The sequence below is a fragment of the Desulfocurvus sp. genome (genome assembly GCF_023230885.1).
Classification (GTDB): Bacteria; Desulfobacterota; Desulfovibrionia; order Desulfovibrionales; family Desulfovibrionaceae; genus Desulfocurvus.
In genome coordinates, this window is the sequence record NZ_JALNWM010000006.1 from 1 (window position 1) to 20817 (window position 20817).

The 20817-nt window shown below is 68.4% G+C and carries 17 protein-coding genes and 1 tRNA gene; 6 read left to right on the plus strand and 12 right to left on the minus strand.

All coding sequences use genetic code 11. The features are described from left to right. Positions 1–206: 206 nt before the first annotated feature. The 12 genes from M0P34_RS00880 to M0P34_RS00940 form a co-directional block, all read right to left on the minus strand. Positions 207–719, minus strand: a complete 513-nt coding sequence (locus M0P34_RS00880) for a DUF4410 domain-containing protein (RefSeq protein ID WP_291495365.1) — start codon at positions 717–719, stop codon at positions 207–209. A 244-nt stretch (positions 720–963) separates the two neighbouring features. Beyond that, on the minus strand, positions 964–3339 hold the full coding sequence (locus M0P34_RS00885) for an N-acetylmuramoyl-L-alanine amidase (RefSeq protein WP_291495367.1): 2376 nt from the start codon (positions 3337–3339) through the stop codon (positions 964–966). A gap of 140 nt (positions 3340–3479) precedes the next feature. Further along, entirely contained in the window at positions 3480–4877 is a 1398-nt protein-coding gene (locus tag M0P34_RS00890; protein WP_291495369.1) for a sigma-54 dependent transcriptional regulator, read from the minus strand. Continuing rightward, a complete protein-coding gene (locus M0P34_RS00895; protein WP_291495371.1) occupies positions 4874–7336 on the minus strand; it encodes a DUF3365 domain-containing protein in 2463 nt (820 codons plus the stop codon). Before M0P34_RS00895 ends, M0P34_RS00890 begins: the two co-directional genes overlap by 4 nt. Positions 7337–7468: 132 nt before the next feature. Then, positions 7469–8905, minus strand: a complete 1437-nt coding sequence (locus M0P34_RS14850; protein WP_366061725.1) for a GIY-YIG nuclease family protein — start codon at positions 8903–8905, stop codon at positions 7469–7471. Between the two features lie 14 nt (positions 8906–8919). Then, positions 8920–9948 carry a dipeptide ABC transporter ATP-binding protein gene (locus M0P34_RS00910; protein WP_291495373.1) on the minus strand — a complete coding sequence of 343 codons (1029 nt, stop codon included), beginning with the start codon at positions 9946–9948 and terminating at the stop codon, positions 8920–8922. Between the two features lie 18 nt (positions 9949–9966). Next, positions 9967–10959, minus strand: a complete 993-nt coding sequence (locus M0P34_RS00915; protein ID WP_291495374.1) for an ABC transporter ATP-binding protein — start codon at positions 10957–10959, stop codon at positions 9967–9969. A gap of 3 nt (positions 10960–10962) precedes the next feature. Beyond that, positions 10963–11877: an ABC transporter permease gene (locus M0P34_RS00920; protein WP_291495376.1), complete on the minus strand. Its 915-nt coding sequence runs from the start codon at positions 11875–11877 to the stop codon at positions 10963–10965. A gap of 1 nt (position 11878) precedes the next feature. Continuing rightward, positions 11879–12856, minus strand: coding sequence for an ABC transporter permease (locus tag M0P34_RS00925; RefSeq protein WP_291495378.1), 978 nt, complete (start codon positions 12854–12856; stop codon positions 11879–11881). A gap of 192 nt (positions 12857–13048) precedes the next feature. Further along, complete coding sequence (locus M0P34_RS00930) at positions 13049–14605, minus strand: ABC transporter substrate-binding protein (protein WP_291495380.1); 1557 nt, start codon at positions 14603–14605, stop codon at positions 13049–13051. A 278-nt stretch (positions 14606–14883) separates the two neighbouring features. Beyond that, positions 14884–15159, minus strand: a complete 276-nt coding sequence (locus tag M0P34_RS00935; RefSeq protein WP_291495382.1) for a hypothetical protein — start codon at positions 15157–15159, stop codon at positions 14884–14886. 92 nt (positions 15160–15251) lie between these two features. Then, positions 15252–15935, minus strand: a complete 684-nt coding sequence (locus tag M0P34_RS00940; protein WP_291495384.1) for a glycosyl transferase family 2 — start codon at positions 15933–15935, stop codon at positions 15252–15254. Between the two features lie 169 nt (positions 15936–16104). On the opposite strand from M0P34_RS00940, the gene M0P34_RS00945 reads away from it, so the two are divergent. The 6 genes from M0P34_RS00945 to pheS all read left to right on the plus strand — a co-directional run bounded on the left by M0P34_RS00945 (position 16105) and on the right by pheS (position 20605). Beyond that, a tRNA-Val gene (locus M0P34_RS00945) sits at positions 16105–16179 on the plus strand. Between the two features lie 111 nt (positions 16180–16290). Next, positions 16291–18234, plus strand: a complete 1944-nt coding sequence (thrS, locus tag M0P34_RS00950; RefSeq protein ID WP_291495386.1) for a threonine--tRNA ligase — start codon at positions 16291–16293, stop codon at positions 18232–18234. Beyond that, the gene (gene infC, locus M0P34_RS00955) at positions 18218–18739 is read left to right on the plus strand and encodes a translation initiation factor IF-3 (protein WP_291495420.1); all 522 of its coding nucleotides are present in this window, start codon (positions 18218–18220) and stop codon (positions 18737–18739) included. The genes thrS and infC overlap by 17 nt, the downstream gene beginning before the upstream one ends. Before the next feature lie 142 nt (positions 18740–18881). Then, complete coding sequence (gene rpmI, locus M0P34_RS00960; RefSeq protein ID WP_291495388.1) at positions 18882–19091, plus strand: 50S ribosomal protein L35; 210 nt, start codon at positions 18882–18884, stop codon at positions 19089–19091. A gap of 108 nt (positions 19092–19199) precedes the next feature. Beyond that, on the plus strand, positions 19200–19553 hold the full coding sequence (gene rplT, locus M0P34_RS00965) for a 50S ribosomal protein L20 (protein ID WP_291495390.1): 354 nt from the start codon (positions 19200–19202) through the stop codon (positions 19551–19553). 56 nt (positions 19554–19609) lie between these two features. Beyond that, positions 19610–20605 carry a phenylalanine--tRNA ligase subunit alpha gene (gene pheS / locus M0P34_RS00970; RefSeq protein WP_291495422.1) on the plus strand — a complete coding sequence of 332 codons (996 nt, stop codon included), beginning with the start codon at positions 19610–19612 and terminating at the stop codon, positions 20603–20605. The last annotated feature ends 212 nt before the right edge of the window (positions 20606–20817 follow it).

The window sequence follows — 20817 nt, forward strand, 5'->3', positions numbered from 1 at the left end:
ACCAGGAAGCCGCTACCACCCTGGCCCGCGCCGAGCAGCAGCAGGCATAGGCCGCCGGGAATTGGTTTTGTGTTCGGTCGGCAAGATTGCAAAACGTCAAAGAGATTGGCCCGGCTCCGTCAAAAAGGAGTCGGGCCACTTTGTGTTGCTTGTTTGCAGTTTGGTGTGCTGACTTTGCTGTAATCCAGAGGGGGGGAAGATAGCTCTTATTCTGTTGGGTGAATTAATTTTGATTTCATGACGCGAACTGTCTCTTTTGCAACCTCATCGAATACATATTTATATGCTCCAATTGTAAATCCACCACCGAAGGCGATGGATCGTTCAACTGGAATTCGTGCTATTTCTGCGTTGTATTTGTCTAATACTACAGTTTCAGTGCTCAGCTTCGTTGCCCCAGCCCCGGGGATCAGCCACCTTGTGAATGCATTTCCAGGCTCATATTTGTTTATTTTTGTTGTGACGGTGTAGGTTCCTGAATCAGAGAGCAGCCCTTCACTGGCAAGAGCAGCATTCATAGATCCGTGCATAGCTTCTGAAAGAGAGAAGGCTTCTTCTTTTTCGGAGAAAGAAAATCCGCTTGCATCTATGGAATTTTCGACTTTGAACCTTGTATCACTTGGCAGGTATGTTGCGTCTTTAGGTTGATAAACGTTTGATTTCGTCGCACACCCTGAAATGAAGAAGACAGCTACTGCAATCAAAAAAAGTTTGCGCATCGCCTTGCTCCGTTTAGAATTGTAGAAGAGTAGAAATTCACATGCTCATTTTTGCGACGCTCGTTTGTCTGCCGCAAGTAAATGGGAAGCAAGACTTATAGAGTCCCTGTTGCAAAAAGTCAACGTGCTTAGCGATGGTATGCGGATACAATTTTTAGGCGCTATCCGTAGTTGATGCGTCTTGATAAAAGCAGCGGTAGGCATAGCCGCCTGCTTTCTGCACCCTATGTCGGAATTTTGATCGCTACAGCCTGCCGCTCTGGAGTTCCTGGCGGTAGGAGTCGATGCCTGCGGTGATGCCGTCGGCCACGCGCTGGAGGTAGGCGTCGGAGCGCAGCAGGTCGGCCTCGGCGGGGTGGGTGATGTAGCCGATCTCCACCAGCACGGCGGGCATCTTGGCCCCGATGAGCACGAAGAACGGCGCGCTGCGGGCGCCGTGGTCCACGATGCCCTTGTATTTGGAGCTCAGCAGCCGCACGCAGTTCTTCTGGACGTGCTGGGCCAGGACCTTCGATTCCTCGATCTTGAAGCTGTGCACGAGGTCCATGACGATCTTCTGGGTGTCGCTGATCTTGACGGGGTCGACGTTGTTTTCCTTGGCGGCCAGGCGCAGGACGATATCGTTGCGCGCCTTGCCCAGGTAGTACGTCTCGAAGCCGCGCACGGAACTGGAGTTGTTGGCGTTGCAGTGCAGGGAGATGAACAGGTCGGCCTTCTTGATGTTGGCGGCCAGCACGCGGTCTTCCAGCTGGATCTTGGTGTCGTCGGTGCGCGTGTAGAGAACCTGGTAGCCGCGCTCCTTGAGGGTCTTGCCCAGGATGCGCGCGGCGCGCAGGGTGATGTCCTTTTCCCTGGTGCGGATGGTCTTCTGGGCGCGGCCCTTCTTGTCTTTGGTGGTGACGTATTGCAGGGCGCCGGGGTCGCGGCCGCCGTGCCCGGCGTCGATCATCACGGTGCGCACGGTCATGCCCAGCTGGGCCAGCACGTCGTGGGCCGTGGTGGCTTCCTTCCGGCCGGGGGTGCGCGTGTCGTCGGGGGCGGGCCTGGCCGGGCGGGCGGCGGTGCGCTGCTGGTCCTTCCTGTCCTGGTCCACCGACTGGCGGGCGAACACGTCGATGACGATGCGGCTGGGGTCGTTCAGGGTCAGGACGTGGTATTCCTGCTCGTCCTTGAAGTCGAGGACCACGCGGGCGGTGGAGGGCGTGTTCTGCCCGGCGCGGATGGCCTGGAGGAAGCCCCCGGGGATCTCGACCTTGCGTTTCAGGTCCGTGCCCAGGGAGGTCTTGTCCAGGTCGACGTACATGCGGTGGGTCTTGCCCTGGGCGGGGTCGGCGGGCAGCCGGGCGTGCTTGAAGCCCACGGGGCCGGTCAGGTCCAGGACGATGCGCGTGAAGTCGTCGCCGCTGCTGTAGCGTACGCCGGTGAGCACACCGGGCCCGGCCGCCTCGCTGAAGCCGTCGGATGCCTGGGCCTCCGGGGCGGGGCCGGGGGCCGGGGCGGTCATGGGGCCCTCGGGCTGGGGCAGGGCCTGGGCGCGGGCCTCGTCCATTTCGCGCAGCAGGGCCCGGGCGGCCTGGGCCTGGTCGCCGTCGGGGTATTCGGCGGTGAGCAGCAGCAGGTCGGCGTAGGCCTTGTCCTCGTCGCCCAGGTGGCGGTAGGCGATCTCGGCCTTGCGGAAGATGGCGTCGTCGCGCCAGGAGTCCTTGCGGTCGAAGGCGTCGGCGGCGCGGCCGTAGTATTCGGCGGCCTGGGCGTAGTCGTCGCGCGCCCCCGAGCGGCGCGCGGCCTCCTCGCTGGCGAAGCCCGCGAAGTAGGCGGCGCGGGCGCCCAGCGTGGCGCGCGGCACGGTGCGGTAGATTTCGCGCAGCCGCGCGGACGCGGCGCGCAGCTGGGCCGGGGTGGCGCCCTTGGAGGCGCGCAGGGCGCGGAAATCGGCCGTGGCGCGGTCGTAGGCGGCGCGGATTTTCGGGGTGACGGTGGCCGGGGCTGTGGAGGGCGGCGGCAGGGTCGCGGCGGCGGCCTTGGGCGCGGGGGCGGGCCGGGGCGCCGGGGCGGCGGCCTTGGCCGTGCCGGAGATGCGCGCCAGCAGCGTTTCCGCCGCCCGGGCCTGGTCGCCCCGGGGATAGGCGGCCAGCAGTTCGCGCAGGTCCGCCGCCGCCGCGCGCGCGTCGCCCAGGCGCAGCCAGGTCACCTCGGCCTTGCGGTAGAGGCAGTCGTCGACCCAGGAGTGCCCGGGGGGGAAGCGGTTGGCCGCGCGCTGGAAGGCGTCGGCCGCGCGCACGGCGTCGGAGCGCAGGCCCGAACGCCGGGCCAGTTCCTCGTGGCAGCGGCCGATGTAATACAGGGACTTGGGGGCGTAGTCGGTGTCCGTTCCGGCGCGCAGCACGGCCTCGAAGCGCTCCAGGACCTTGGCCCACAGGTCGCGCCGGTTGGCGCGCGGCTCCTCGGCCATGACCCATTGGAAGGAATCCAGGGCCCGCGAGAAAAGCTGCTGGCGCGAGGCGCTTTGGGCCCGGGCCGGGGCCGGGAGGGCCGCCAGGGCCGCCAGCAGGGCCAGCGCCGCCAGCGCCAGGGCGGCGCGCGGAAGGCGGGGGCGGGCGCGGAAGCAGGGTACGGGCATCGGTCGTCTGGCGTTGGGAGGTTCTGCCGCAGGGCGCGCCGTTCGCGCTCGGGGACATATACCCGCGTTTGTGCAAAAACCGCAAGCCCGCGCCCGCTTCGGCCCGCGCCCGCCCCGGCCGCGCTCCGGGGCGCGGCCGGCTAGCGGTAGCGTTCGGCGTCGATGTCCAGGCGGCGCAGGATTTTTTGCAGGGACACGCGTTCGAGCCCGGAAATGCGCGCGGCCTGGGAGATGTTGCCCTCGGTCATGGCCAGGAGCTGGCGTACATAGGTGCGCGTGAAGTCGTCGAGGATCTTGGATTTCGCGTCCTTGTAGGGCGGCAGGCCGGTGTCGGCGTCGGCCGGGCCGCCGGCGTTGTTGTCCGCCAGGCGGACCAGGGCCAGGTCCACGGTCGGGGTGCGCGCGAAGACGGCCAGGCGGCGCATGAAGTTCTGGAGTTCGCGCACGTTGCCGGGCCAGGGCCGCGCGGCCAGGAAGGCCAGCACCTCGGGGGCGATGTCCTTGGGCGGCAGGCCCATGTCGCGGCAGGCCTCGGTCAGGAAGTGGTGGGCGAGCAGGGGCACGTCGTCGGCGCGCTGGCGCAGGGGCGGCACATGGATGTGCAGCACGTTCAGGCGGTAGAAGAGGTCTTCGCGGAAGTCTCCGGCCTGCATCTTGGCTTCGAGGTTCTGGTTGGTGGAGGCCAGGATGCGCACGTCCACGGGGGTGCTCTCGTTGGCGCCCACGGGCCGGACCTCGCGCTCCTGGAGCACGCGCAGCAGCTTGGTCTGCACGTTCATGGGGATGTCGCCGATCTCGTCCAGCAGCAGGGTGCCGCCGTGGGCGGCCAGGAACAGGCCCTTGCGGTTGCGGTCGGCCCCGGTGAAGGCGCCCTTGACGTGGCCGAAGAGTTCCGACTCCAGCAGGTGGTCGGGGATGGCCGGGCAGTTGACGCTGACCAGGTGCCGGGCGGCGCGCGGCGAGGAGTTGTGGATGGTCCGGGCGACCATCTCCTTGCCCGTGCCCGACTCGCCGTTGATGAGCACGGTGTAGTCGCTGGCGGCCACGGCGGCGATGGTTTCGCGCAGGCGGTTCATGGCCTGCGAGCGGCCCAGCAGGTTTTGCAGCGATCCGGCCTGGGCCACCAGGGCGCGCAGGCGGCGGTTCTCGCCCAGCAGCCGGGCGCGTTCCAGGCCCTTGGCCACCACGCGCACGAGGCTTTCGCGGTCCACGGGTTTGGTCAGGAAGTCGTAGGCCCCGGCCTTGAGGGCCTCCACGGCGGATTCGATGGAGCCGTAGCCGGTGATCATGACCACCGACAGGGCGGGCTCGGCCTCCAGCGCGCGCCCCAGCAGCTCCAGCCCCGACATGCCGGGCATGCGCAGGTCGGAGAGCATGAGCGACACGGGCTGGGCGGCCAAAAGCTCCAGGGCCTGCTCGCCGCTGGTGGCCACCGCGCTACGCACGCCGGGGAACTCCTTGTCCAGCAGGCGGGCCATGCCCTGGGCGAAGACGCTTTGGTCGTCGACGATGAGGATGGTGTCCTGGGGGGTGGTCATGAGACGTCTCCTGCGGCGGGCGGGGCCACGGGCAGGGTCAGGGTGAACACGGCGCCGCCGCCGTTGGCGGCCTCGATGGTGCCCCCGGCCTGCTGGACCAGGCCGTAGGTCACGGCCAGCCCGAGCCCGGTGCCCTTGCCCACCTCCTTGGTGGTGAAGAAGGGGTCGAAGATGCGCCGCAGGTGCTCGGGGGCGATGCCCGGCCCGTTGTCGGCGGTGGTGATGGTCACGGTGCCCGCTTCGGGGTCGTGGCTGGCGCTCACGGTGATGCGCCCGGGGGCGGCCGGGTCCTGGGACACGGCGTCCAGGGCGTTGAGCAGCAGGTTGCCCATGATCTGCTCCAGGGCCTCGGCGGAGGTCGCCACCAGGGGCAGGTCGGGCGGCAGGGCGATGTCCAGGGCGGTGCCGGTCTTCTGGGCCTGGAGGGAGAACACGTCGGCCAGCACGGCGATGACGCTCACGGGGTCGCACGGGCCGTGGCCGCCGCCGCGCGGCCGGGCGAAGTTCAGCAGGTCCTGCATCACGCGCTGGGCGCGCTTGGTGTGGCGGATGATCACGTCCACGTCGGCGCGCTGCTGGTCCGAGTCGGCGGCCGAGCGCAGCAGCTCGGCGTAGCACAGGATGATGCCCAGGGGGTTGTTGATCTCGTGGGCCAGGCCGGCGGCGAGCTTGCCCACGGTGACGAGCTTCTCGCTTTGCTGGATGCTTTCGAGCATCCGTTTCTCGGCGGTGTTCTCGCGGGCGTAGACCACCACGCGTCCGCCCCGGTCCCGCGAGCCGGGCAGGGGGTAGACGTTCAGGGCGAAGGAGCGCTGGCCGGAGAGGGTCGCCTCGTAGGAGGTCGGGCGGCCCTGCTGGAGCACCTGGCGCAGGGGGCAGCGCTCGCCGGCCGCCGGGTCCAGCCCGAGCATCCGCGGCAGGGGGTTGTCCTCGGCGTCGGCGTCGGTGTCGATGGAGAGCTGGCGGGCGGCCTCGTTGGCCATGATCACGCTGCACGATCCGTCCATGAGCATCAGCGGGTCGGCGATGCCCTCGAAGATGGATTCGAGCATGGTGTTGTGGCGCAGCAGGGTGTCCAGGGCGTTCAGGTTCTCCATGGCGATGCCCATCTGGCGGCCCAGGGCGATGAGCACGTCGCGCATCTGGCCGGGCTCGGTCTCGGCCTCGGCGTCCCAGTAGAGGCACAGGTAGCCCTCCAGGGCCGAGTCCGAGGGCTGCACGGGGATGAGCGCGGTGTCGTGGGTGAAGACGGGGCGCGCCTCGGCCAGCACCTGCCGCCAGTCTGCGGGCAGGTCGGGGCGGCGGTCCTTCTCCGGCCAGGAGAAGAAGTTCTGGGAGGACAGGGTGCAGATGAACGCCGCGCGCGAGGCGCCGTAGCGCGTGCCGATGCTGGGCAGGGTGGTCTCGATGAGTTCGCGCCGTGTCTGGGACGTTTTCAGGGCGTCCAGCAGCGAGACGAAGAGCAGCACGTCGCTTCTGCGCTCCATTGCCTCCAGGGAGAGGTCCTTGGTGCGCTCGTCGACCATGCAGCGCAGGTTGCCCGCGTAGTGCTCCAGCTCCTGGCGGGCGCTGGACAGGGTCCTGGCCATCTCCTCCACGGCGTGCATGATCTCGTCGATCTCGTCGCCTTCGTCCATGTCGCCCAGGTCGTCCAGCCGCGAGAGGATGGGGCTTTGGGCCTGCTCCTTGAAGTAGAGGGGGAACACGTCGAGCACGCGGCGCAGGTTGAAGACCACCACGCGGTTGAACAGGATGTTGACCACGCCGAAGCACAGCAGGGCCCCGGCGCAGGAGAGGACCACGAACCCCAGGGTCGCGCCCCGGATGCGCGTGAGCGCGCTGTTCACGGGCAGGACCACCGAGGTCAGTCCGGCGATGGAGTCCAGCTCGTGCCCGAAGCCGCGCCCGGTGCCGTAGCGGTCCAGCAGGACCTGGGGCGCGTCGGCGGGGTCGCCGTGGCAGTTCATGCACGAGGCGGTGAAGCGCACGGGCTTGGCGGTGATGTAGTACTCCGCGCCTTCGATGGTCTCGAAGCGCGAGACCCGGTCCTCCCCGGGGTTGGCGCGGAAGTGCTCGATGAGCGCCAGCTCGCGGTTGTCGGCCTCGAAGCGCGGGTTGCGCGCGCCCACGGCCACGCGGCGGTACTGGAGCTGGCTGGGGGACAGCTCGGTATGCTCCATGACCTTGCGCGAGACGTAGGAGGTGCTCATGGCCTCGATGATGAACTCATGGGCGGGCAGGGCCTGGTACATGGCCGGGCGCAGGGTTTCGCGCACATAGCGGCGCACGGCCTCCACCTGGTCCAGGACCATCTCGGCCTTGTCGGCGACCTCGGCCTCCAGCAGGCCGCGCAGGTGGACGTAGAGCCCGCAGGAGAACAGCAGGCCCGCGCCCAGGGCGATGGCCGCAAGGCCCATGAGGAACTTGGTCTGGATGGTCCGGGGACGGGATACGCGCATGCGGGCTCCTGCCCGGCCGGGGCGCCGGGCCTCGCCAGTGTAGCACAGCCGGGGGGGTGGGCAAGGGAAACCCCTGGCCGTGCAACCGGTTGGCGGCATGTGCCAACCCGGGTTGGCGGGTGGCGGGGGGGCTTAGCGGCGGCGGGAGCGCCCCCCGCGCCGGGCGCGGGCCCTGCTCTTGCTGTCCTTGGCCTGCGCGGCGCCGTTGCCGTTGTCGTAGTCGCGCGCGGGTTCGATGAGCCCCTCGCGGTCCATGGCCAGGAATAGCTCGCGGCTGATCCAGGCGTCGGTGGCGGCGTAGTTGATCTGGGCCGGGGTCAGCCGGGGGTTGGCCCAGTTGGTGCACCGCGCGGCCTTGGAGATGCGGATGCCCAGGAACTTGGCCGCCAGGTTGCGCAGCCCGTGGGTGTCGAGCTTGTGGTACAGGGCGATCACGCCCAGGTCGATGAAGCCCCGGGCGGCGAAGGGCGTGATGCGTTGCAGGTCCTTCACGTCGTCGCGCACGGCCACCCCGGTCTTGAGGATGCGCGGGTCCTCGAAGATGGACACCAGGCTCTCGGGGAAGGCCAGGCGCCCGAGCATGTAGATGTAGACGGTCTCGGTGGTGGCCATCTGGATCAGCGAGGGCAGGTAGTAGCGGCCCTTCATGAAGGCCGGGCGGCTCTCGGTGTCGAAGCCGAGCACGGTCTCGGCACGCATGTCGCGCGCGGCGGCCTCGGCGGCGCGGGGCGTGTCCACGATGACGATGTCGCCGCACCAGGCGCCCAGGGGCAGCAGGCTGATGTCTTCCTTGGTGATCTTGCCGCGCAGGGGCTCCACGTCGGGCGCGGTCCGGCGCGGGGCCAGGCGGCGGTCCAGCAGGTCGAGGGGCGGCGGGCAGGCCGCGGGCCGGGGCGCGGCGGCTTCGGCTTCGGGGGCCCTGGGCTTGTTCCGGGTCTTGGCCTTGGCCTTGGGCGCGGGTGCGGCCTTGGCGGGGCTGGCGGCCTCGGGGGCTCCGGATTCAGGGGTCCCGGGGGCGGGCGCGGGCTGCGCCGGGGCCTTTGCGGCTGCTTCGGGGGCCGTGTCGGCGGGCTTCTTCCGGCCACGGGTCCGGGCCTTGGGCGCGGCCTTGGCGGCGGGGCTCTCGGGGGCTCCGGATTCGGGGGCCTGGGCGGAAGCCGTCGCGGCCCGGGGAGCGGGTTGCCCGGTTCCGGCCCCGGGTGCGGGCTGCTCCGGGGTTTCGGGGGCCTTGGGCTTGTTCCGGGCTTTGGCCTTGGGCGCGGGGGCCGCACCGGCCCCGGGGTCGGCCTGACCGAAGCGCGGCGCGGCGGCCAGGGCGAGCAGGAAGTCCACCTTGCGGGCGCGGGGGCGGCGCTTGACCGCCGCCTCGGCCGTCTGGGCCGCCGAACGGTCGGCGAAGGGCGCGCTGGCCGTGAGGGTCACGGGCAGGCGGGTGCGGGTGTACTTGGCGCCGGTGCCCGCGTTGTGCTCGGCCAGGCGGCGCTCCAGGTCGTTGGTCACGCCGCAGTACAGGGTGCCGTCGGCGCAGGTGAGCAGGTAGACATGCCAGGAAAGTTTTGTGTCGTCCATGATGGTTCGCGGCGTCAGATGCGCCCCTCCTCCACGGCGTGGCAGGCCACGAAGCGGCCCGGGGCGTGCTCGCGCAGGGCGGGCACCTCCTCGCGGCAGCGTTGGGCGGCCTGGCGGCAACGGCCGTGGAACACGCACCCGGGGGGCAGGTTGATGGGCGTGGGCACGTCGCCGGTGAGGCGGATGTGCCCGCTGGCCTTGCCGCCGAGCCGGGGAATGGCCGACAGCAGGGCCTGGGTGTAGGGGTGCAGCGGCGCCTCGAACAGCGGGTCCGCCGGGGCCAGCTCGCACAGGCAGCCCAGGTACATCACCGCCACACGGGTGGAGATATGGCGCACCACGGACAGGTCGTGGCTGATGAACAGGTAGGTCAGGCCGCGCTGGTCCTGGGCGTCCATGAGCAGGTTCAGGATCTGGGCCTGGATGGACACGTCCAGGGCGGCGATGGGCTCGTCGGCGACGACGAAGGCCGGGTCGACCATCAGCGCCCGGGCGATGGAGATGCGCTGGCGCTGGCCGCCGGAGAACTCGTGGGGGTAGTTGTCCGCCCAGCCGGGGCGCACGCCCACCTGGCGCATGACCTCGGCCACCTTGTCGCGCACCTCGGCCTCGGTGTGCCCGGGGTGGTGGAAGCGCAGGGGCTCTTCGAGAATCTGGCGCACGGTCATGCGCGGGTTCAGGGAGGCGTAGGGGTCCTGGAAGACCATCTGCATCTTGCGCCGGAAGGGCATCATGGCCCGGGAGTCCAGGTTGTCGATGCGTTCGCCCCCGTAGCGGACCTGGCCGGCTGTCGGCTGGTACAGGCCCATGACGGCCCGGGCCAGGGTCGACTTGCCGCAGCCCGACTCCCCCACCACGGAGAGGGTCTCGCCGGGCTGGATGGTCAGGGACACGCCGTTGATGGCGCGCACCAGCGTCCGCCTGCGGACCATGCGCCCGCCCTGCAGGGTCAGCTGTTCGAGCAGGCCGCCGGAGATATCGAAATGCTTGACGAGGTCGCGGACCTCGAGCAGGGGCGCGGTATTGGCTGGTTCCACGTTCACGTTCCCGAATCCTCCGTCCTACACGCAGTGGCAGGCGACCAGACTGCCGCTCCCGCGCGAGAGCAGCGCGGGCGTCTCGTCGGAGCAGATGGCGCACTTCTTGGGGCAGCGCGGGTTGAAGGCGCAGCCCTTGGGGATGTTGTACAGGCTGGGCATGATGCCGGGGATCTGCTCCAGGCGCGCGCCCCGGCCCGACCCCGACTGGGGCAGGGCGCGGATCAGCCCCTGGGTGTAGGGGTGCAGCGGGTTGGAGATGATCTCCTGGGTCAGGCCCATCTCGATGATCCGCCCGGCGTACATCACGGCGATTTTCTGCGTCACCTGCGAGACCACGGCCAGGTCGTGGGTGATGAGGATGAGCCCCATGTTCTCGGTGCGGCACAGCTCGAGGAGCAGGTCCATGATCTCGGCCTGGATGGTCACGTCCAGGGCGGTGGTGGGCTCGTCGGCGATGATCAGCGCCGGGTTGGTCAGCAGGGCGATGGCGATGACGATGCGCTGGCGCATGCCGCCGGAGAACTCGTGGGGATACTGGGCCAGGCGCTTTTCCGGCGAGGGGATGTAGACCTTGCGCAGTTTTTCCAGGGCGATGGCTTCGGCCTGCTTGTCGCTGATGTCGCGGTGGGCCTTGAGGGTCTCGATCATCTGGGTGCCCACCGTGAGCACCGGGTTGAGGGTCATCATCGGGTCCTGGAATATCATGCTGATGCGGTCGCCGCGCACCTCGCGCAGCTTGTCCTCGGGCAGGGCGGTGAGGTTGCGGCCCTCGAAGAGCACCTGCCCGGACTCGATGAAACCGGGCTTGGCGATGAGGTTCAGGATGGCGAACCCGGTGACGGACTTGCCCGCCCCCGATTCGCCCACAAGGCCCAGGCGCTCGCCGGGGCCCAGGTTGAAGCTCACGCCCGACACGGCGGGCAGAGTGCCCTTGCGCAGGGCGAATTTTACCGTGAGGTCGGCGACTTCCAGCAGCCGCGGCGTGGCGGTGGCGTCCTGGGGCTGTATCTTCACGGCTCAGCTCTTGTACAATTTGGGGTTCAGGAAGTCGCGCATCCAGTCGCCCAGCAGGTTGATGGTCAGGATGAGCAGCACCAGCACCACCCCGGGGAACAGGGTGATCCACCACGCGCCGGAGAAGATGTACTCGAAGCCGGACTTGATGAGCGAGCCCAGGGAGGGCTTGGTCACGGGCATGCCCAGGCCGATGAAGGACAGGGCCGCCTCGCTCATGATGGCGTTGGCCACCTGCACGGTGGAGATGACCATCACCGGGGTCATGGTGTTGGGCAGGATGTGCCGCCACATGATGCGCCCGGAGGGCAGGCCGATGACCCGCGCGGCCTCGACGTATTCCTTCTTCTTTTCGGCCAGCACCGAGGCGCGCACCGTGCGCGCGTACTGCGGCCACTCGGCCAGGCCGATGACGGCGATGAGGAAGGGCACGGCGATCTGCTCGTAGCGCCCCACGCCGAAGGTGGCCTGGAAGATGGCGCCAAGGAAGATGGCCACCATGTAGGTGGAAAAGGAAAGCTGCACGTCGGCCACGCGCATGAGCACGGCGTCGACACGCCCGCCCGCATAGCCGGAGATGAGCCCGATGCCGATGCCCAGGGCGGCCTGCAGGGCCACGGCGCCAAGGCCGATGAGCACCGAGACGCGCGTGCCGTAGAGGATGGTGGACAGGATGTCGCGGCCCTGGGAGTCGGTGCCCAGCAGGAAGGAGCTGTCCTGGTCGATCCAGGCCGGGGCCAGCTCGGAGTCCATCACGTCGATCTGGGCCGGGTCGTAGGGGTTCATGGGCGCCAGCACCGGCGCCAGGAAGCCCGCCGTCACCAGCAGGACCACCACGATGAAGCTGCCCACGGCCACGGGGTCGCGCAGGAAGCTGTGCAGGAGATACGATTCGCGCAGGCGGGCCAGCAGGGCCATGCTACTTCCTCCCCGTGATGCGGACCATGGGGTTGACCAGTCCGTAGATGATGTCCACCGCCGTGTTCACCACCACGAACATGAAGCCCACGAACACGAGGTAGGCCACCAAAAGCGAGGTGTCGGCGCGTTCCACGGCCTCCAGGAAAATGAAGCCCATGCCCTGCCACTGGAAGACCGTCTCGGTCAGCACGGTGAAGGCGATCATGGTGCCAAGCTGCACGCCGCCCACGGTGATGACGGGCAGGAGCGTGTTCTTGAAGCCGTGGACCAGCAGGATGCGCCAGGGGCGCAGGCCCTTGGCCCGGGCGTACTTCATGTACTCGGCTTCGAGGACCTCCTTCATCTCGGCGCGGATCAGGCGGATGAACAGCGGCAGCATGACCGAGGACAGCGAGATGGCCGGCAGCACCAGGTGCAGCAGCCCGTCCTTGGTCAGCAGGCCGGTTTCCCACCAGGATGTCAGGCGCACGGTCTCCCCCCGTCCGTACGACGGCAGCCAGCCCAGGTGGATGGCGAAGACGTAGATGAGCATGATGGCCGTAAGGAATACGGGGATGGACACGCCCACCACGCTGCCGCCCATGAGCAGCCGCGAGAGGGCCGCGCGCGGGCGCACCGCCGCGTAGATGCCCACGGGAATGGACACCAGCACGATGATGACCGAGGCGGCCAGGACGAGCTCCAGGGTGGCCGGGGCCTTGCGCAGGATGACTTCCATGGCCGGGCGCTTGAAGAAGAAGGACTGCCCCAGGTCGCCCTGCAGGGCGCCGCCCAGGAAGCGCACCCATTGCACGGGCAGGGGATCGTTCAGGCCCAGTTCCTCGGAAAGGCGGGCGCGCTCCTCGGCGGAGACGGCCACGCCCACCAGATCGCGCACGGGGTCGCCCACCGCGGTCTTGATGGCGAAGCCGATGACGCTGATGACAAGCATCACCATGACCGCCTGGGCGATGCGTCGGACGATGAAGGCGAACATAGGGTTTTTCTTGTTGCTGCTGGTGTGGGTGGACCGGAACCTTGCGGCCGGCTGCATGCCGGGCCGCACCGGCGAAGCCTCGGTTCGGCCCGAAAGCCGAGGCTTTCGGGCCGTTGGAGACTTCGTCCGGGCGCAGGGGGGACTACAACGCTTTGGGCGTCATGGCAACCCCCGGCCCCGGCGCGCGAAGCCCTACTCGACCACCAGGTCGCCGAAGTAGGGGAAGTCCATGACGTTGAGGATGTGCTCCAGGTTCTTGTGGTTCTTGCGGCCCGCCCAGGAGTTGTTCTGCCAGTGCAGGTTGACGAAGGCGGCGTCGTCGTAGGCCATCTTTTCGGCCTGCTGGAGCATGGCGGTGCGCTTGGCGGTGTCGAACTCGGCGTTGGCCGCGATCACCAGGGCGTCCAGCTCGGGGTTGCAGTAGTTGCCGCTGTTGTACTGGCCGGAGCCGGTCTCCTTGTTGGGGCACATGAGCAGATACTCGAAGAAGTTCGCGGTGTCCTCGGTGTCCGAGTGCCAGCCGATCATCTGGATGTCGGCCACCTGGGCGTCGAACTCGTCCCAGTACTGGGCCTTGGGCATGGTCTTCAGCTCGACCTTGATGTTGATCTTGGCCAGCATGCCCGCCACGGCCTGGGCGATCTTCTCGTCGTTCACATAGCGGTTGTTGGGGGCGATCATGGTCACGGTGAAGCCCTTCTCGTAGCCGGCTTCCTTCATGAGGGCCTTGGCCTTGTCCAGGTCGAAGCGCGGGGCCAGCTCGGGGTTGTGGCCCGCGTAGCCGGCGGGGCTCTGCTGGGCGGCCACGGTGGCGAAGCCCTTCATGATCTTGTCCACGATGCCGGCGTTGTTCACGGCGTATTCGACGGCCATGCGCACGCGCTTGTCGGCGAACTCGGGGCGGCGCTTCTGGTTCAGCTGGAAGGTGATGACGCGGGTGCCGGACATGGTCACCAGCTGCACGTCCTTGTGGGCGCCGACGCGCTCCAGGTCCTGCGGGGGCACGGGGGAGATGAAGTCCACGTCGCCAGAGAGCAGCGCCGCCACGCGGGTGGCCTCTTCCTTGATGGGCGTCAGCACGATCTCATCGACGTTGCCGGGGCTCTTGGTGTCCCAGTAGTCCTTGAAGCGGGTGAAGACGGTCTTCACGCCCTGCTCGCGATAGGTCACGGCGAAGGGGCCGGTGCCGGACTCGTTGGTCAGGGCGAAGGAGGGGCCGGTCTTGACGATGGCGTCCTTGGGCTGGCCGCTGTCGTCCATGCCGCTGTAGAAGGCGCTGTCCATGGGGAAGATGTAGGTGGCCATGGCCAGCACCAGGCCGTAGGGCTTGGTGGTCACGATATCCACGGTCAGGTCGTCCACGACCTTGGCCGGGCCGAACAGCTCGAAGAGGAACTTGTAGTCCTGGCTCTGCTTCAGGCGCTCCAGGGTCCAGGCCACGTCCTTGGCGGTGAAGGCGTTGCCGCTGTGGAACTTGACGCCCTCGCGCAGGTGGAAGCGGGTGGTCAGCGGATCGATCTGCTCCCAGGAGACGGCCAGGCGGGGCTCGAAGGAGCCGTCCTTGGCCCAGCGGACCAGCGGGTCGAAGCAGATGTGCGAGTACTGGAGCATGCCGCCCGAAAGCTGGACATGGGGATCCAGGGAGACGGGGTCGGCGTCCAGGGCCATCTTGAGGGTCTTGGCGTGGGCCGCCCCGGCAAAGCCGCAGAGCATGGCCGCACACAGGCAGGCGAGAAGCAGGCGTTTCATCGAAAACCTCCAGATTGTGTTGGAAAAAGGCACACTACCGCGCGTTGGCGCCGGGTCTGGCCGTCCTCGCCGGGTGTCGTTGCGCATCCTGACAGGTGTAGCGGAAAAAAACCGGTACCTCAACCCGTCCGCGCTGGGCCGACCCCGGCCAGGGGCCCGGTCGCTTTGCGTTATCGCGCCTGGAGAAAAATAACAATATCCAAAAGCACTGCGGCCGCCCCGGCCCCGGGGTCGGGGCGGCGGGGCGGCCGCAGGGACGCCGGGGCGCCGGGGCGGGTTCAGCCCTCGGCGCGGGTCAGTTCCATGAACGTCTCCCCGCAGTAGGCCGCGAGGTTGAAGGACTTGTAGCCGTTGGCGGGGTCCTCGGCGTAGCGGAAGCCGAGCTTGGACTCGGGGTTGAAGTCGGTCACGCAGTCGTTGGAGGACTGGAACAGCGGGCAATGGTTGTTGTAGCACACCAGCAGCACGCCCCACATGGTCTCGGGCGGGCCGAGCCAGGGCTTGAGGGGCTGGCCGCAGTGGGGGCAGGTGCGCGTGAGGTCGATATCGTCCATGGTCGTGCTCTCCTTGGGGTTGGCGGTGGGGGGGCTTGCGCCCACAGGGGCAGATAAGCCCCGCCGCGCGGATTGTCCAGTGCGCGGGGCGGTCAGCCCCGGGGCGGGCTGTCCCGGGCGGCCTGACGGGGGTTGCGCCCGCCCGCGTCCAGGCCCGCGCCCGCGTCGTACACGCCCACCAGGGCCTCGACCACACGCACCGAGCGCGCCCGGCGGGCGTAGCGCAGGATGTTCAGGTAGTCGGACTCGTAGCCGCCCTCGGGCCGCCAGCCCCCGCAGCGCACCACGACCAGCTCGCGCGACAGGCACAGGCACAGCGGGTCGATGTTGCCGGGGCGGATGAGCTCGCGCCCGGGCAGCGCCTCGGGCAGGAACGGTTTGTCGAAGGCCCGCGACACGTCGATGCGCCCCACCTGCATCTCGTGGTCCAGCCCGGCCCGGTAGACCTCCAGGGCCCCGGGGGCCAGGGCGTTGTCGTCGTCCAGCAGCAGCAGGAAGGCGCCCCGGGCCGCGCGCAGCAGGGCCTGGCGCGCGGGGTTGCCGTAGTTGCCGCCCCGGGGCAGGTCGAAGAAGCGCACCCACGGCGGCGGCGGGGCGCCGTCCGGGCCGGTGCGCGGCCCGCGCACGCCGTCGTAGCCGACGAGCATCTCCACGGCGCCGGGGGGCAGCCCGGCCTGGGCGCCGGCCCGGGCCACGCTGTCCACGGCCAGGGCCAGGGCCCGGGGGCGGGTGCCCCGGCTGGGGGTGATGACGCTGAACAGGGGCGCTTGGTTCACGGCGGGCCTCCTGCCCGGGGGTGTACACCGCGACCGGGCGGCGCGCAACGCCCGGCTGGCGGGCCTTCCCGGCGCGCCCGGGCCGGGCGCGGAAATGTGCGGGAATTGTGTATCGGGATTGTTGACAGCGGTGGGGAAGGCGTCTATAGGTGCTCTTCCCAAGTGGCGTAGGCCCGTAGCTCAGGGGGAGAGCACTTGCTTGACACGCAAGGGGTCAGCAGTTCAAATCTGCTCGGGCCTACCATTATTTCAACAACGAGGGAGGCGCTCGCCTCCCCTTCTTGTTTGTGCGGCGGGGCCGCCCCGGGTGGGGCCGGGCCCGGCGCGCGCCGTTGCATTGCACGGGAGGTGTGAAGTGGCACAGGAGCAGGGTCAGGAGTCCGTGGAGGCGGTGGAAGCCCGGGCCGGGGAGTCGTGTGCCGACGCCCTGGCGCGGGGAATGTCCAAGAAGCGCTTCAAGCAGGTGGTGGCCGCGCGTTGCGGCGAGAGCACCCTGGACCTGACCGCCGCCGTGCCCGAGGGCTGTTCCGTCCTCGCCCCCGTGTTCGCCTCCTCGCCCCAGGGCCTGGACATCATCCGCCACAGCGCGGCCCACGTCATGGCCCAGGCCGTGAAAGGCCTGTTCCCCCAGGCGCGGGTGACCATCGGTCCGGCCATCGAGAACGGCTTCTACTACGATTTCGACTTCGAGCGGCCCTTCACCCCCGAGGACCTGGAGGCCATCGAGGAGCGCATGCACGCCATCGTGGCCCGCGACGAGCCCTTTGCGCGGCGCGAGGTGTCCAAGGCCGAGGCCGTGGCTCTCTTCAATGAAATGGGCGAGACCTACAAGGCCGAGATCATGGACGACCTGGGCGGCGAGCGCTTTTCGCTCTACGGCCAGGGCGATTTCGTCGACCTGTGCCGCGGCCCGCATGTGCCCTCCACGCGCTTCGTGGCGGCCTTCAAGCTGCTGTCCGTGGCCGGAGCCTACTGGCGCGGCGACGAGAACAACCGGATGCTCCAGCGCATCTACGGCACGGCGTTCGCCGACGCCAAGGCCCTGGCCGCGCACCTGGCCCAGATCGAGGAGGCCAAGCGCCGCGACCACCGCAAGCTCGGCCCGCAGCTCGACCTGTTCAGCTTCCACGAGGAAGGCGGCGCGGGCATGGTCTACTGGCACCCCAAGGGCGCCCTGGTGCGCACCATCCTCGAAGACTTCGTGACCCGCGAGATGCTGCGCCGGGGCTACGGCATCGTGCGCACCCCGCAGCTGCTCAAGCGCGAGCTGTGGGAGACCTCGGGCCACTACGCCAACTATCGCGAGAACATGTACTTCACGCAGATCGACGAGACGGCCTACGGCGTCAAGCCCATGAACTGCGTGGCGCACATGCTCATCTACAACTCCAGCCTGAAGAGCTACCGCGACCTGCCGGTGCGCTACTTCGAGCTGGGCGTGGTGCACCGCCACGAGAAGTCCGGGGTGCTGCACGGGCTCTTGCGCGTGCGCCAGTTCACCCAGGACGACGCGCACATCATCTGCCGCCCCGACCAGCTCCTGGACGAGATCAAGGGCGTCATGGCCTGGATCCAGGATCTCATGGGCCTGTTCGGCTTCGAGTGCGCCATGGAGATCAGCACCCGCCCCGAGAAGTCCATCGGCTCCGACCAGGACTGGGAGCGCGCCACCAGCGCGCTCATGGACGCCATGGCCGAGATGGGCCTGCCCTACAGCATCAACGAGGGCGACGGCGCGTTCTACGGACCCAAGATCGACGTGAAGCTGCGCGACTGCCTGGGGCGCATGTGGCAGTGCTCCACGATCCAGGTGGATTTCACCTTGCCTGAACGCTTCGACCTGGTGTACATCGGCCAGGACGGGGAGAAGCACCGTCCCGTCATGGTCCACCGCGCCATCATGGGTTCCGTGGAGCGTTTCATCGGCATCCTCGTGGAGCAGTTCGCCGGGGCGTTCCCCACCTGGCTGGCGCCGGTGCAGGCGCGGATACTCACCGTGACCGACGACCAGAAGGCGTTTGCCGAAACCGCCTTGGCCGCCCTGCAAGACAGCGGGGTGCGGGCCGAGGCGGATTTGCGTAATGAAAAACTGGGCTACAAGGTTCGTGAGGCCCAGGTGGCCAAGGTCCCCTACATCCTGGTCGTGGGGGACAAGGAAGTGGAGGCCGGCGGCGTGAATGTGCGCCTGCGCGGCGAGAATTGCGGCTTCAAGACCTTGGCCGAAGCCGCTGAAATGATCCGCAAGGATTGCCAGGAGCCCTTCAAACGAGGAGGAATGCGCTATAGCTTCGGTAGCTAACCAGGTCCGGCGTAACCGGCAGATCCGTGCGCGCGAAGTGCGCGTGATCGGTGACGACGGCGAGCAGGTGGGTATCATGCTCACCCCGGACGCACTCAAGATGGCCATGGATGCGGGCCTTGACCTTGTGGAGGTGTCGCCCAACGCGCGGCCCCCGGTCTGCAAGATCATGGATTTCGGGCGCTTCAAGTACCAGCAGCAGAAGAAGGCCCAGGAAGCCCGCAAGAAGACGACTGTCGTCCAGATCAAGGAGATCAAGGTCCGCCCCAAGACCGACGACCACGACTTCAACACCAAGTTGAAGCACACGCGGCGGTTTTTGGAGAACGGCGACCGGGTCAAGGTGACGGTCTTCTTCCGCGGCCGCGAGATCGTGCACAAGGACCGGGGCATGATGGTCCTTGAGCGCATGGTCGAGGCCGTGAAGGACATTGCCAAGGTGGACCAGCTCCCGCGCAGCGAGGGGCGCACCATGAGCCTGCTTCTGGCCCCGTTGCCCAAGTAGCGCCTCGCCCGGCAGGGCGCGTGCCCGCGCGAAGCCGCGCGGCGCGAACAATGTTCCGGGAGCGGGCCCAGCGCCCGAACCCTGCCCCGGGATGTTCCCGGGGCTTTGCCGCGTAAGCGGCGCACAGAATAAGGAGAGACCAATGCCCAAGCTCAAGACCAACAGAAGCGCGGCCAAGCGGTTCAAGCTGACCGGCTCGGGCAAGATCGCCCGCCGCCGCCAGGGCCTGCGCCACATCCTGACCAAGAAGAACGCCAAGCGCAAACGCCGCCTCGGTCAGGGCGCCCTGGTGGACAGCACCAACGAGTCCGCCGTCAAGCGCATGGTTCCCAAGGCGACCCTCAAGAAGTAGGGTTTTTTTACGGCCGACCCCCGGACCGGGGGTCCTGTCACACCACAGATCGTTCTGCCTGCCGTGCCGGGGTGACCCAGGGGGGCGGGCCAAAGGAGGAAACGAACGATGCGTATCAAGAGAGGCAAGACCGCCAAGGCGCGGCACAAGAAATTTCTGAAGATGGCCAAGGGCTACCGCGGCGCGCGCAGCAAGCTGTACGAAACCGCCCGCGAGACCGTGGAGCGCGCCCTTGTCTACGCCTACCGCGACCGCAAGGTCCGCAAGCGCGAGTTCCGCTCGCTGTGGATCATGCGCATCAACGCCGCCGCCCGCGAGCACGGCATGAGCTACAGCAAGTTCATCCATGCCCTGGGGCAGGCCGGCATCGTCCTGAACCGCAAGGTTCTGGCCGACATCGCCGTGCGCGACAAGGACGCCTTCGCCCAGATCGCCCAGATCGCCAAGGCCAAGGTGCAGTAGCCGTGTCCCAGGCGGGTGAGGAACTCGTCCGCGGCCTGGAAGCCCTCGTCCCCGCCATGCGCGAGGAGATCGCCTCCTGCGCCGCGAAGGATCTGGAGGAGCTGCGGGTCAAGTACCTCGGGCGCAAGGGGCTTCTGGCCGGCCTGCTGGCCGGCCTGGGCTCCCTTGGCCCCGAGGACAGGCCCCTGGCGGGCAAGACCGGCAACGCCGTCAAGCAGGCGTTGACCGGGCTGTTCGCCGCCCGCGAGGCCGAGCTCGCCGCCGAGACCGCCCGGGGCGCGCTTTCGCGCTTCGACCCGACCATGCCCGGACGCGGCCCCGAGCGGGGGTCGCTGCATCCCGTGACCCTGGTCATGGAAGAGATCTGCTCGGTCTTCACCGGGCTGGGTTTCGAGGTGGTCAGCGGCCCCGAGGTCGAGACCGACTGGCATAACTTCGAGGCCCTGAACCTGCCCCCCGAGCACCCCGCCCGCGACATGCAGGACACCCTGTATGTGGCGGACAACGTGGTGCTGCGCACGCACACCTCGCCCTTGCAGGTCCGCACCATGCTGGCCCGCAAGCCGCCGGTGGCGGTCATCGCGCCGGGCAAGGTCTACCGCCGCGACTCCGACCTCACGCACACCCCCATGTTCCACCAGATCGAAGGACTGCTGGTGGACCGCGAGGTGAGCATGGCCGACCTGCGCGGCACCCTGACCTCGTTCCTGCGCCAGATCTTCGGCGCGGACACGCGGGTGCGCTTCCGGCCCAGCTTCTTCCCGTTCACCGAGCCCAGCGCCGAGGTGGACATCAGCTGCCGCATGTGCGGCGGCGCGGGAACCCTGGACGGCGAGCCCTGCCGCGTGTGCAAGCAGACCGGCTGGGTGGAGATCCTCGGGTGCGGCATGGTCGACCCCGAGGTCTTCAAGGCCGTGGGCTACGACCCCGAGGTCTACACCGGCTTCGCCTTCGGGCTGGGCGTGGAGCGCGTGACCATGCTCAAGTATGGCATCGGCGACCTGCGCATGTTCTTCGAGAACGACACCCGCTTCCTTTGCCAGTTCGCCTGACCGGCGACAATCTCCCGGAACGCCCAGGGCCCCGGCTCCCCGAGCCGGGGCCCTTTTTCGCGCCCGGCGCCCGCGCGCCGGGGGCGGCGCCCCAGTCCTCCCGCGCGTCCGGTGCCTGGCTGCCCGGGCCCTCGCGGCGGCCAGGAGCGGCCGGGCGCGCCCAGGCGCGCGGTTGATAAGCGCGCCGATTGAGGGTATTCAGACCCACCTGC

What these genes read in the sequence shown, in the direction of transcription:
- M0P34_RS00895 (WP_291495371.1), bottom strand. Translation starts at nt 7,336, where the DNA reads ATGCGCGTATCCCGTCCCCGGACCATCCAGACCAAGTTCCTCATGGGC.
- M0P34_RS14850 (WP_366061725.1), bottom strand. Translation starts at nt 8,905, where the DNA reads ATGGACGACACAAAACTTTCCTGGCATGTCTACCTGCTCACCTGCGCC.
- pheS (WP_291495422.1), top strand. Translation starts at nt 19,610, where the DNA reads ATGCGCGAGGAGATCGCCTCCTGCGCCGCGAAGGATCTGGAGGAGCTG.
- rplT (WP_291495390.1), top strand. Translation starts at nt 19,200, where the DNA reads ATGCGTATCAAGAGAGGCAAGACCGCCAAGGCGCGGCACAAGAAATTT.
- M0P34_RS00935 (WP_291495382.1), bottom strand. Translation starts at nt 15,159, where the DNA reads ATGGACGATATCGACCTCACGCGCACCTGCCCCCACTGCGGCCAGCCC.
- M0P34_RS00880 (WP_291495365.1), bottom strand. Translation starts at nt 719, where the DNA reads ATGCGCAAACTTTTTTTGATTGCAGTAGCTGTCTTCTTCATTTCAGGG.
- rpmI (WP_291495388.1), top strand. Translation starts at nt 18,882, where the DNA reads ATGCCCAAGCTCAAGACCAACAGAAGCGCGGCCAAGCGGTTCAAGCTG.
- M0P34_RS00890 (WP_291495369.1), bottom strand. Translation starts at nt 4,877, where the DNA reads ATGACCACCCCCCAGGACACCATCCTCATCGTCGACGACCAAAGCGTC.
- M0P34_RS00920 (WP_291495376.1), bottom strand. Translation starts at nt 11,877, where the DNA reads ATGGCCCTGCTGGCCCGCCTGCGCGAATCGTATCTCCTGCACAGCTTC.
- M0P34_RS00930 (WP_291495380.1), bottom strand. Translation starts at nt 14,605, where the DNA reads ATGAAACGCCTGCTTCTCGCCTGCCTGTGTGCGGCCATGCTCTGCGGC.
- M0P34_RS00885 (WP_291495367.1), bottom strand. Translation starts at nt 3,339, where the DNA reads ATGCCCGTACCCTGCTTCCGCGCCCGCCCCCGCCTTCCGCGCGCCGCC.
- M0P34_RS00925 (WP_291495378.1), bottom strand. Translation starts at nt 12,856, where the DNA reads ATGTTCGCCTTCATCGTCCGACGCATCGCCCAGGCGGTCATGGTGATG.